Source organism: Rhodococcus sp. AQ5-07 (assembly GCF_009707305.1).
Lineage (GTDB): Bacteria > Actinomycetota > Actinomycetes > Mycobacteriales > Mycobacteriaceae > Rhodococcus_F > Rhodococcus_F erythropolis.
This window is the reverse complement of sequence record NZ_CP046099.1, coordinates 2420916-2432927: the sequence shown is the minus strand read 5'-3', so window position 1 is coordinate 2432927 and position 12012 is coordinate 2420916. Positions and strand designations below refer to the sequence as shown.

The following is a 12012-nucleotide window of genomic DNA, read 5'->3' as shown; positions in this document are numbered from 1 at the left end:
TTTAGGCTGTCCGCTGTGACTGAGCGCACCCTCGTACTGATCAAGCCCGACGCCGTTGCCCGTGGATACGTAGGAGAAATCCTCAGCCGTATCGAGCGCAAAGGCCTGACAATTGCAGCACTCGAACTCCGTGTAGCTTCCGAAGAGGTGGCTGGTAGCCACTACGCAGAACACGCCGAGCGCCCGTTCTACCCGAGCTTGTTGGAGTTCATCACCTCCGGTCCGCTGGTGGCCGCAGTGCTCGAAGGCCCCCGCGCCATCGCTGCTTTCCGTCAGTTGGCCGGCGGAACCGACCCGGTCGACAAAGCTCTTCCGGGCACCATCCGTGGCGACTTCGGACTCGAAGCGCAGCAGAACCTCGTTCACGGCAGTGACTCCGTGGAGTCGGCAGAGCGCGAAATCGCTCTGTGGTTCCCCGCGCTGTCGTCCATCTGAATCTTCGATCGGGGCCTCTGGCCCACATGTAACGGGCCTCTGGCCCACATGAACGGGCCTTCGGCCCACATCTCCACAGCGAATTCTCGGCACGTATCCCACATCGGTGCGCCCTTTGCAGTTGCAGGCGCGTTGGTGTGGGATACTGCTTTCAGTTGAACCGCAATTTGTTTTACGCACGTTCAACCGGATGACACCTAGGTTCGATGCCCTTTCATCGCTGCTCCAGGTCAACAGGAAATCCCTGGACCTCTGCATGCTGGATGATCAGGCGCTCGCGCACAGGACAACGGCCATCCAGCCAGGCACTTCATGTGCTCGCAGTGAATAACGGGCATTGCGGACCATGCGGAGCGAGACCTTACAATCTCGCACTCACTTCTGAGTGCGAGTACACACAGCACGCTCCCGCGTGGCCGCGTGACAACTCGACTTCTGGGTTGGACGCGCCCGGGGGCTGAGGAGACTTACGTGGCCGATCAATCCCCAACCGAATCAGATTCCAGCACCACCCCGGAATTTCCCGACAAGATGCGCGTACACGCGCTGGCGAAGCTGCTCGGTGTCACCAGCAAGCAGGTCCTTGCCGAAGCCGCAGCGCTCGGTACCGAATTGCGCAGTGCGCAGTCGAGTCTCCAACGTGACGTTGCCCAGCGGATTCACGCCTCGCTGACTTCCGCGGCCGAGGCCATCGAGCCGGTCGTCGCCGAGCTCGATAGCCTCATAGACCCGGTTGTCGAGGCCCCGGTTGTCGAGGCCCCTGTTGCGGAAGAGCCTGCTGCAGAGGCTCCGGCCGAGAAGCCTGTCAGGGCTCGTCGCACCCGCAAAAAGGTCGTTGTCGAAGAACCGGCCGCCGAAGAACCTTCAGCAGAAGAAGCAGTGGATCCGGCTGTCGCCGAGATCAGCGCTGGACTCGACGCCGCTGCTGCGCTGCAGAGCAAGGAAGCCGAGCAGTCCGATCTGTTCACTTCCTTCGAGGCGCCGCAGACCCATCAGCCCGAGGTGGCTCCCGCCGCGCCGCAGGTCCCGCTGTTCCTGCAGCCGGATCTCGAAGCCGCCGAGGTAGCTCCGCGTCGCCGTCGCGCACGCCGCGAGCCTGCTGCACCGGCGGTCGTCGAAGAGAAGCAGACAACTGCGGAAGCCGAAACCGTCGTTCCCGAGGCAGCACCGGTTGCAGTTCCTGCCGTCGAAGAGCCGGCTGTGACCGCACCGCAAACCGAGGGCGAGAGCGCCGAGTCCGAGGACGAGGACGACGATCAGCCGCGTCGCCGTCGTCGTGGACGCCGTGGACGTGGACGTGGTCGCGGTGAACAGGGTGGCGAGCAGGGCTCGGACGAAGAGTCGGATACCGCTACCGAATCGGAGCAGGAATCTGCCCCTGCGGCAGTCGAGAAGCAAACCGACGACGCTGCCGGCGAAGAATCCGGTGATAAGTCCGAGTCCACCGCTGATGCGGATTCCGAGAATGCCGACGATTCCGATCTCGATGCCGACGGATCGAGCCGCCGTCGCCGCCGTCGTCGTCGTCGCAAGACCGGCACCGACGGCGCCACCGACGCGACTGCGACGTCCGAGGACGATCCGCCGAACACCGTCGTTCACGAGCGCGAACCTCGCAACAAGACCCGCGTCAAGGACGAGGTCCAGGGCATCAGTGGTTCGACACGTCTGGAAGCGAAGCGTCAGCGTCGCCGCGACGGTCGTGACGCCGGTCGTCGTCGTCCGCCGATTCTGACCGAGTCGGAGTTCCTCGCGCGTCGTGAGGCCGTCGATCGCGTCATGGTTGTGCGTGATCGAGCAGACAGCGGTCAGCCGCATGCGACTACACAGGTAGCAGTCCTCGAAGACGGAGTGTTGGTCGAGCACTTCGTCACCAACTCGGCGTCCGCGTCGATGGTCGGCAACGTGTACCTCGGACGTGTCCAGAACGTGCTCCCCAGCATGGAAGCGGCGTTCATCGACATCGGACGTGGCCGCAACGGCGTTCTCTACGCCGGTGAGGTCAACTGGGAGGCTGCCGGTCTCGGTGGCAACTCGCGCAAGATCGAGCAGGCCCTCAAGCCGGGCGATCAGGTGCTCGTTCAGGTCAGCAAGGATCCGGTCGGCCACAAAGGTGCTCGACTGACCACACAGATTTCGCTTGCCGGTCGTTTCCTCGTCTACGTGCCCGGTGGTACGTCCACGGGTATCAGCCGCAAGCTTCCGGACACCGAGCGCAAGCGTCTCAAGGAAATCTTGCGCGACATCGTTCCCGCCGACGCCGGCGTGATCATTCGCACGGCGTCCGAGGGCGTCAGCGAAGAAGAGTTGGCGCGCGACGTGACTCGTCTGCAGGCTCAGTGGGCCGGCATCGAGGAGCAGGCCGCGGCTGCGGACACCGGTAAGTCCGGCAACCCGCAGGCGCTGTACGAAGAGCCTGACATGCTGGTCAAGGTCATTCGTGATCTGTTCAACGAGGACTTCTCCAAGCTGGTCATCGAGGGCGAGAAGGCGCATACGACGGTCGAGAACTACATCAACTCCGTTGCGCCCGATCTGCTTCCGCGACTCGAGAAGTACACGCCGAACAACGGTATCGACGTCTTCGCCGCTCGCCGTATCGACGAGCAGTTGGCCAAGGCACTCGATCGCAAGGTGTGGCTGCCGTCCGGCGGCACCTTGGTGATCGATCGCACCGAGGCCATGACCGTCGTCGACGTCAACACCGGAAAGTTCACCGGAGCCGGCGGAAACCTCGAAGAGACTGTTACCCGCAACAACCTCGAAGCAGCCGAGGAGATCGTTCGCCAGATGCGCCTGCGGGACATCGGCGGAATGATCGTCGTCGACTTCATCGACATGGTCCTCGAATCGAACCGGGACCTGGTCCTGCGTCGGCTCACCGAATGCCTGGGTCGCGATCGCACGCGCCATCAGGTGTCGGAGGTCACGTCACTCGGACTCGTGCAGATGACGCGCAAGAAGTTGGGCACCGGATTGGTCGAGGCCTTCTCGACCACCTGTGAGCACTGCCACGGCCGCGGCATCATCGTCCACTCCGAGCCGGTCGAGGTGAAGTCCTCGGACGACGGGGGATCGCGTTCGGGCTCGCAGCGAAGCGAATCCGGCACCTCGCGCAAGAACAAGCGAGGCCGCGGAGACAAGTCGCCTTCGACCGAGTCCAACGGACAGGAAGCTCCGGCGCCGGAGGTTCCGGCTGTCGACGCGACCGTCAAGCGGGCTCATCCGGTGGCATTGGCGATGGCCTCGCACCACCACGACGACGACGAGACCGTCGCGGCCGACTCGATCGAGTCTGATTCCACCGGTACGTCTTCGGGGGATGATGCATCCAAAAGTGCCGATCGGCAACAGGATCGGCCGATCGATACTCCTGCTGCTACTGAGCGCCATGACGTTCCTGTTGTGGACTCTGCTGCGGAAGAAGTATCCGCAGTGGACAACGAGTCGGCGACAGCTTCGACCGAAGCAGCTCCGCGCGGTCGTCGGCGTAGTCGCCGGGCGTCGCGGGCAGCGTCGGCACCGGTTGCCGAGGCAGCTCCCGAGGTGGGTACGGTCTTCGTGATTCCGACTCCGGAACCCGTGGCAGAAGCGGTCGTGGAAAACGTTCCGGCTCCGGCCACCGAAGTTCCGGCTGAGGAAGAAGTTGTCGTCGTCAAGCGACCCCGTCGCAGGCGTGCAGCAGCACGTCCCGCAGGTCCTCCGGTAGACGGAGAGTAAGAACTACTGGCTTTCGGTCGGTTGGATGACTTCGCGATGAGCGGGGACATCCAACCGTTATCCGAAGTTTCAGCTGGTAGAAGCAGTACAGAGTAGTAAGCACCACCCCTCGGCGGGGCGGTTTGACCCTGACGGTTGCTTTCCCGTAACCTTGGAGGGTCGCCACCCGGCGGTAGAGATTCCGTGTGCCTAGAGTGCGCGTGAATGTCCCGGTACGTCAGTGCCGAGCCGAGGTGACATAAACCAGACCAGTCGCGATGCATTTGAAGCCTCAGGCAGCAGCGCGAGCAAGTTCGAAGAAGCAAGGGGTAGCCCTCCGATGGCAACGTACGCGATCGTCAAGACCGGCGGAAAGCAGTACAAGGTCGCTGTTGGTGACCTCGTCAAGGTCGAGAAGATCGAGGGTGAGCCCGGCACTGCTGTCTCGCTTGCTCCCGTTCTCGTGGTCGACGGATCTGACCTGACCACCGACGCGGCCAAGCTGGCCAAGGTCGCAGTCACCAGTGAGATCGTCGAGCACACCAAGGGCCCGAAGATCCGCATCCACAAGTTCAAGAACAAGACCGGTTACCACAAGCGTCAGGGCCACAGGCAGCCGATCACGGTGCTCAAGGTCACGGGCATCAAGTAACCAGTTCTTTCTAGCTAATTTCACCCGAGGAGGGTCAATAGCATGGCACATAAGAAGGGTGCATCCAGCTCCCGTAACGGTCGCGATTCAAACGCCCAGCGCCTCGGCGTGAAGCGCTTCGGCGGCCAGTCGGTCAGCGCAGGCGAAATCCTGGTTCGCCAGCGCGGCACGCACTTCCACCCCGGCGTCAACGTCGGCCGTGGCGGCGACGACACCCTGTTCGCTCTCGCTGCCGGTGCAGTCGAGTTCGGCCAGAAGCGTGGACGCAAGACCGTGAACATCGTTCCGGCCGTCGTTGCGGCTGAGGTCTAGTCTTTCTCGCTAGTTGTGCGTCACCGGTTCTACTTTCGGTAAGAGAGTGACGCGTTCCAAGCTCCCGATAGGGGCGGACCAGGGTTGAAATAACCCGGTCCGCCCCTATCGTTTGTTTAAGCAGTGCCAGTTTTACCCCGAGCAACCCTGCTCACCAGAAGTTCAGCTCATCGCGTGAGACCCGCAATTGACTGAGGAAGGATCCGGCAGTCATGTCCCGATTCATTGACCGTGTTGTGCTGCACGTCAGCGCTGGAAAAGGCGGCAATGGTTGCGCCTCCGTACACCGCGAGAAGTTCAAACCGCTCGGCGGTCCGGACGGTGCCAACGGAGGTCGCGGTGGCGACGTCATCCTCGTGGTCGACGAGAACATCCACACCCTCCTCGACTTTCACTTCCATCCCAACGCGAAGGCGACCAACGGCAAGCAGGGCGCCGGCAGTAACCGCGAGGGTGCAAACGGTGAAGACCTCATCCTCAAGGTCCCGGATGGAACTGTGGTTCTCGATACCGACGGCAACGTCCTTGCCGACCTCGTCGGTGTCGGCTCGCGCTACGACGCCGCTCAGGGCGGCCGCGGCGGACTCGGCAACGCAGCACTCGCCTCGAAGGCTCGAAAGGCCCCAGGTTTCGCACTCCTCGGTGAAGACGGTGTCGAGCGTGACCTGGTTCTCGAACTCAAGTCGGTAGCCGACGTCGGTCTGCTCGGATTTCCCTCTGCCGGTAAGTCTTCGCTGGTGTCCGTTCTCTCGGCGGCCAAGCCGAAGATCGCCGACTACCCCTTCACCACTCTGGTCCCCAACCTCGGCGTCGTCTCGAGCGGTGACACCACCTTCACCGTCGCCGACGTGCCCGGGCTGATCCCCGGTGCCAGCGAAGGCCGCGGTTTGGGCCTGGACTTCCTGCGCCACATCGAACGCTGCGCCGTATTGGCGCACGTGATCGACTGCGCCACCCTCGATCCGGGGCGCGACCCGATATCCGACATCGACGCCCTGGAAGCAGAGCTGGCCGCGTACACGCCCGCGCTCTCCGGCGACTCGGGACTCGGTGACCTCGACAAGCGCCCGCGCGTCGTCATCCTGAACAAGACCGACGTTCCGGAGGCAGCCGAGCTGGCCGAAATGGTCACACCCGAGATCGAAGCTCGCGGATGGCCGGTCTTCACCATCTCGGCTGTGAGCCGAGAAGGTCTGCGACCGTTGACATTCGCGCTGGCGAAGATGGTCCGCGACTATCGCGAAGCCCATCCGAAGCCCGAGCCGAAGCGCCAGGTCATTCGCCCGGTCAAGGTCAAGGATTCCAGCTTCACCATCGAGAAGGATCCCGATATCCCCGGTGGGTTCGTCGTCCGAGGCACCCGCCCGGAGCGGTGGATTCGTCAGACCGCCTTCGACAACGACGAGGCCGTTGGTTACCTCGCCGACCGTCTTGCACGTTTGGGCGTCGAGGACGCATTGGTCAAGAAGGGCGCTCAGCCAGGGGCTTCCGTCACCATCGGTGACGTCAGCTTCGAGTGGGAGCCGATGACGCCGGCCGGTATCGATCTGACCCGTACGGGCCGTGGAACCGACCCGCGTCTCGATCAGGTGGAGCGCATCGGCGCCGACGAGCGCAAGCATGCTCGTCGCGTCCGCCGCGGGCTGCTCGACGAAGACGCCTGACTCACGCGATTTCAGGACGAAAACCGAAGAGAGGGAACGGGACTGTGCTCGGGTCCACCAGGGAGTCGATAGCGTCGGCTCACAGTATCGTCGTGAAGATCGGGTCGTCTGCGCTCACCAGTCTGGTGGCGGGACTCGACACTTACCGACTTGATCTGTTGGCCGATGCCATCGAGGCCCGCATGCGCGCGGGCTCCGATGTTGTCGTCGTCTCGTCCGGTGCCGTCGGCGCCGGACTGGCGCCGCTGGGACTGACCAAGCGACCGCGGGATCTCGCGACCAAGCAGGCCGCGGCCAGCGTCGGTCAGTTGGCGCTGGCTCACGCCTGGGGTACGTCGTTCGCACGTTACGGGCGTACCGTCGGGCAGGTTCTACTCACGGCGGACGACATCGCTCGACGGACGCAGCACCGCAACGCCCAACGGACACTCGATCGTCTACGGGCATTGCACGCGGTCGCGATCGTGAACGAGAACGACACCGTTGCCACCACCGAACTTCGATTCGGTGACAACGATCGGTTGGCTGCTCTGGTTGCTCATCTCGTCGGCGCCGACGCGTTGATCCTGTTGTCGGATGTGGACGGCCTGTACGACGGGGATCCCCGAAAGGGCGATGCCACACTGATTCCCGAGGTCAACAGTCCGGAGGATCTCGACGGTGTGGTTGCCGGATCGGGTGGCGCTCTCGGTACCGGAGGCATGGCGTCAAAGCTCTCAGCAGCACGCCTGGCCGCTGATTCCGGAGTGCCGGTGCTGCTCGCGGCAGCATCGGACGCTGCGCAGGCACTCAGTGGTGCCGATGTCGGAACGGCATTTGCGCCCCGTCCGACGCGATTGTCGGCTCGCCGATTCTGGGTACGTCACGCCGCTGACACATCGGGTGACCTTCACCTCGACGAAGGCGCCGTTCGCGCGGTGGTGTCCAAGCGTCGAAGCCTGCTGTCCGCGGGCATCGTCGGGGTGTCCGGCGATTTTCACGCCGGCGATGTCGTGTCGCTGATGGGACCGGGGGAGAAGCCCGTCGCTCGGGGTGTCGTTGCGTTCGACGCTACGGAGATCGAGGAGATACTGGGGCGTTCCACCGCCGATCTACCGGCCGACATGCAGCGTCCCGTGGTTCACGCGGACGACTTGGTGGCGCTGTAGCTGTCGTACTCGACCAGGGCGGAAAGTGCTTCAGCACAACCGGCTTCGAGCTTGAGGTCGGCGTATTCGTCACCTCGGGTCGTTCCGCGATTGACGATGGCGATCGGCTTCCCGGTCTTGGCGGCATGCCGCACGAAACGCAGACCGGACATCACCGTCAACGACGACCCGGCTACCAGCAGTGCATCGGCTTGGTCGACGAGGCTGTACGCCCGGGCCACACGTTCCTTGGGGACGGATTCACCGAAGTAGACGATGTCCGGCTTGAGTAGCCCACCGCACACGGCGCAATCTACGACGCGAAAGTGTGCGGTGGATTCGATCACGGCATCTGCATCGGGCGCGATCTCGACTCCCGTTGCAGCAGCCACAGTTTCGGCAAATCCGGGGTTGGCTTCCTCCAGTCTCTCGGCGAGAGTGGCGCGGGAGATCAGCCGCTGGCAGCTCAGGCATCGAACCTGCGCGTAGGTGCCGTGGAGGTCGATGACGTTTCGCGCGCCGGCCTTGGTGTGCAGCAGGTCGACGTTCTGGGTGATCACACCGACGGCTCGCCCTGTTCGCTCGAGTGCCGCGACGGCCCGGTGGCCCTGGTTGGGCCGCGAGCTGTCCATGTATCGCCAGCCGATGTGGTTACGCGCCCAGTAGTGACGTCGAAACGCCGGATCGCCGATGAACTGCTGGAACGTCATCGGATTGCGCGGGGGTGAATCGGGGCCACGGTAGTCCGGGATTCCGGAGTCGGTGGAGATGCCTGCACCCGTCAGAACTGCCAGGCGACGGCCGGACAGGAGCTCGGGAAGGGCGTCGAGGCGGCTGTTGTCGGTAGGCACCGTTCCAGGATAGGCGCGTGTGCGAGACGGCGGCGCGGAGGAAGTCCGAAATGTTCAATAGAACGCGTGTACGACTGTCGATACTCGTAGACATGAACACAGTGAACCCAATTCCCGCTGGTTACCACACGATCACTCCCTACCTTGCGGTGCCGGACGGCCATGCCGCACTCGACTACTACAAACGAGCACTCGGGGCTGAGATCGTCGATGCGATGAATGCACCTGACGGCACTCTCATGCATGCCGAGATTCGGATCGGTGATTCGATGCTGCAGCTTTCGCAGGAGATGCCGGACTTCGGTCTCAGGTCGCCGCAGGACGGCTGGGTGCATTCGTCCATCGTCGTTTACACCGAGGACACGGATGAGTTCGTCGATCGGGCCGTCGCCGAGGGAGCCACGCTGGTCACGGCGGTCGCCGATACGTTCTCGGGTGACCGGCACGGAGTGTTTCTCGACCCATTCGGCCATCGGTGGGCCGTATGCACGAAGGTCGAGGACGTACCTGCGGAGGAGGTGGCTCGCCGGGCGCGGGCGCTCTTCTTCCCGGATACGGATTCGCCACAGTAACTTTCGGCAGCTTTCGCCGGATCATTCAGGCTGCGGCGGCGTGCTCAGTATCCGGCGACCGGGTCGACGAGGGCAGCCAGTGCCTCGCCCTTCGCGAAGCGGGTCACGTTCTTGGAGACGTGATCCGCAAACGCGGCGGGGCGAACTCCCGGCGGATTGGAATCGTGGGGTGTGATGATCGCATTCGTCAGATCCCACAGCGGGTGACCGTCCGGGAGGGGTTCGGGTTCGGTGACGTCGAGACCGGCGCCGCCGATCTGCTCCGACTCGATTGCCTCGACCAGCGCGTCGGTATCGACCAGTGATCCGCGCGCGACATTGATCACCCAGGAATGGGGTTGCATCGCCGCCAACTGCGCGCGGCCAACGAGGTGACGGGTGGCCGGGGTGGCGGGCGCAGCGATCACGAAGTGATCTGCGCGAGAATAGATTTCATCCATCCTGGATGCGGGGTACGTCGAGATGGCCCCGGGAACCGGGCTACCGGAACGATTGACTGCGATGCTGTCCGCCCCCTGCGCGGCCAGCATCGGAATCAGCGCGCGGCCGATACCGCCTGCGCCGATGATCGCAACCGTCGAGCCACGAAGGGTGCCGATCTTGGGAAAGAACTCGAACTGACGCCACGTTCGAGCTTCGATGTGTGCGGGCAGGTGACGAACTCCGGCCAACAGCAGCATGAGCGCGTGCTCGGCCACCGAGGCCGAAAACGCGCCGGCCGCCGAGGTCCACGTGATTTCGGTGTCCTTCGGAATCACACCGGAGTCGAACCAATCCTCGATTCCCGCCGACGGCAGCTGCACCCACCTGACCGACGCCGGTAACTCCGACGGAAAAGTTTCGGGTGAGCCCGCCCAGATCAGGGCGTCGGCAGTGTCGATCGGACTGATCAGACCTCCGCCCCGAAGCACCGCGCTGTCGAGCAGTGCATCGGGGACGGGGCCGATCGCTACGCGTGGAGAGGTGTCAGTCGCCATGACTAGACGCTACGCGGGGACCTCCACCAGTGGGTAGACACCGTTCTCGTCGTGTACCTCACGCCCGGTGACCGGCGGATTGAAAACGCAGAGCATGCGCATCTGCGTATCGGGCTCGACGCGGTGACGCTCGTGACCGTTGAGCAGGTACATCGACCCCGGTGCGAGATCGTATTCCTTGTTGTTGTCCAGGTCGATCAGCTTGCCGGTGCCCTCGACGAGCCAGACCGCTTCGACGTGGTTGGCGTAGTGGAACTCGTTGACCGAACCTGCCTTGATGGTGGTTTCGTGGAACGAGAACCCGACGCGGTCGCCGCCGAGGACGATGCGCTTGCTGCGCCAGTTGCCGTCCTCGCTCGTGATGTCGCGGTCGGTGTCGGTGATCTCGGTGGTGGTGCGAACGATCATGGGAGAGTCCTTCCTCTAGCTGCAGACCTTGAGTGTCGCCTCGGCCAGGATGGAGAGGCCGTGCTCGAGCTCGTCATCGGTAATCGTCAGTGCCGGAAGCAGTTTCACAACCTGGTCGGAGGGTCCGGAGGTCTCCGCGAGCAATCCCTCGTCGAATGCCAGCTGGCAGACCTTGCCGGCGCGCTCGGGCTGATCGAAAACGAGGCCCTGAACCAGGCCGCGTCCACGGTGCGAGACCTCGCCGGGGAACTGATCGGAGAGATTGGCGAAGCATTCGCTGATGCGTGCGCCCTTCTTCAACGTCGTCTTCGTCAGTGCGTCGTCGGACCAGTAGTGGTCGAGTGCAACCCTTGAGGTGACGAACGCCGGGTTGTTGCCACGGAAGGTGCCGTTGTGTTCGCCCGGTCCCCAGACGTCGAGTTCACGCTTGAACAGCGTGAGCGCCATCGGCATTCCGTAACCGCTGATCGACTTGGACAGCGTGACGATGTCGGGAACGATTCCGGCCTCTTCGAAGGAGAAGAACGGGCCGGTGCGGCCGCAGCCCATCTGGACGTCGTCGACGATCAGCAGGATGCCACGATCCGAGCACAGTGTTGCCAGCGCCCGAAGCCATTCGGGGCGAGCGACATTGACGCCGCCTTCACCCTGAACGGTCTCGACGATCACTGCCGCGGGACGGTTGATGCCGCTACCGGAATCATCGAGAACGCGGGAGAACCACTGGAAGTCCTCGGTGACGCCGTCGAAGTAGTTGTCGAAGGGCATCGGTGTCGTGTGCACGAGCGGAACACCGGCGCCCGCGCGCTTCATCGAGTTGCCGGTCACGGAGAGTGCACCAAGTGTCATTCCGTGAAATGCGTTGGTGAAGTTGATGACTGCCGAACGTCCGGTCACCTTGCGGGCCAGCTTCAGTGCAGCCTCGACGGTGTTCGATCCGGTCGGGCCGGGGAACTGGACCTTGTAGTCCAGGCCGCGCGGCTCGAGGATGTTGCGCTGAAAGGTCTCGAGGAACTCGCGCTTGGCGACTGTCGACATGTCGAGGCCGTGCGTGATGCCGTCGCTCACGATGTAGTCGACCAGCGCCGATTTGAGCACCGGGTTGTTGTGGCCGTAGTTGAGGGCGCCGGCACCGGCGAAGAAATCGAGGTATTCGCGTCCGTTTTCGTCACGAATCCAGGATCCGGATGCGCTGGTGAACACTGCAGGCCAGTCACGGCAGTAGCTGCGGACCTCGGACTCGAGGGTTTCGAAAATGCTTGCTTCGTTGATATTCATATCTTCTTTGTTCCTCCGGGGCATGCTGTATGCCGAG

The 12012-nt window shown here is 63.4% G+C and carries 11 protein-coding genes; 7 read left to right on the top strand and 4 right to left on the bottom strand.

Features of this window, described 5'->3' with window-relative positions; genetic code table 11:
• Positions 1-15: 15 nt before the first annotated feature.
• The 6 genes from ndk (at position 16) to proB (ending at position 7910) form a co-directional block, all read left to right on the top strand.
• Positions 16-435 carry a nucleoside-diphosphate kinase gene (gene ndk / locus GJB56_RS11165; protein WP_019749070.1) on the top strand — a complete coding sequence of 140 codons (420 nt, stop codon included), beginning with the start codon at positions 16-18 and terminating at the stop codon, positions 433-435.
• A gap of 471 nt (positions 436-906) precedes the next feature.
• Entirely contained in the window at positions 907-4155 is a 3249-nt protein-coding gene (locus GJB56_RS11160) for a translation initiation factor IF-2 N-terminal domain-containing protein (protein ID WP_113683740.1), read from the top strand.
• Between the two features lie 319 nt (positions 4156-4474).
• The gene (gene rplU, locus GJB56_RS11155) at positions 4475-4786 is read left to right on the top strand and encodes a 50S ribosomal protein L21 (protein WP_003944533.1); all 312 of its coding nucleotides are present in this window, start codon (positions 4475-4477) and stop codon (positions 4784-4786) included.
• Between the two features lie 42 nt (positions 4787-4828).
• Positions 4829-5098: a 50S ribosomal protein L27 gene (rpmA, locus tag GJB56_RS11150; protein WP_003944532.1), complete on the top strand. Its 270-nt coding sequence runs from the start codon at positions 4829-4831 to the stop codon at positions 5096-5098.
• A 212-nt stretch (positions 5099-5310) separates the two neighbouring features.
• A complete protein-coding gene (gene obgE, locus GJB56_RS11145; RefSeq protein ID WP_019749068.1) occupies positions 5311-6762 on the top strand; it encodes a GTPase ObgE in 1452 nt (483 codons plus the stop codon).
• 44 nt (positions 6763-6806) lie between these two features.
• Positions 6807-7910 (top strand): glutamate 5-kinase, encoded by a 1104-nt coding sequence (gene proB, locus GJB56_RS11140; protein WP_060939164.1) that lies wholly within the window; start codon positions 6807-6809, stop codon positions 7908-7910.
• Here proB and GJB56_RS11135 read toward each other — a convergent pair.
• Complete coding sequence (locus tag GJB56_RS11135; protein WP_113683739.1) at positions 7883-8740, bottom strand: NAD-dependent protein deacetylase; 858 nt, start codon at positions 8738-8740, stop codon at positions 7883-7885. The two genes, proB and GJB56_RS11135, sit on opposite strands and share 28 nt — an antisense overlap.
• A 50-nt stretch (positions 8741-8790) precedes the next feature.
• On the opposite strand from GJB56_RS11135, the gene GJB56_RS11130 reads away from it, so the two are divergent.
• Entirely contained in the window at positions 8791-9312 is a 522-nt protein-coding gene (locus tag GJB56_RS11130) for a VOC family protein (protein ID WP_019749065.1), read from the top strand.
• 44 nt (positions 9313-9356) lie between these two features.
• Here the strand turns inward: GJB56_RS11130 and GJB56_RS11125 are convergent, their stop codons facing one another.
• Genes GJB56_RS11125 through ectB form a run of 3 tightly spaced genes read right to left on the bottom strand, consistent with a single transcriptional unit; the run spans position 9357 to position 11975 of the window.
• Positions 9357-10289, bottom strand: a complete 933-nt coding sequence (locus tag GJB56_RS11125) for a D-isomer specific 2-hydroxyacid dehydrogenase family protein (protein WP_113683738.1) — start codon at positions 10287-10289, stop codon at positions 9357-9359.
• Positions 10290-10298: 9 nt separating this feature from the next.
• Positions 10299-10697 carry an ectoine synthase gene (locus tag GJB56_RS11120; RefSeq protein WP_003944463.1) on the bottom strand — a complete coding sequence of 133 codons (399 nt, stop codon included), beginning with the start codon at positions 10695-10697 and terminating at the stop codon, positions 10299-10301.
• Positions 10698-10712: 15 nt separating this feature from the next.
• Positions 10713-11975 (bottom strand): diaminobutyrate--2-oxoglutarate transaminase, encoded by a 1263-nt coding sequence (gene ectB / locus GJB56_RS11115; protein WP_113683737.1) that lies wholly within the window; start codon positions 11973-11975, stop codon positions 10713-10715.
• Positions 11976-12012 lie beyond the last annotated feature (37 nt).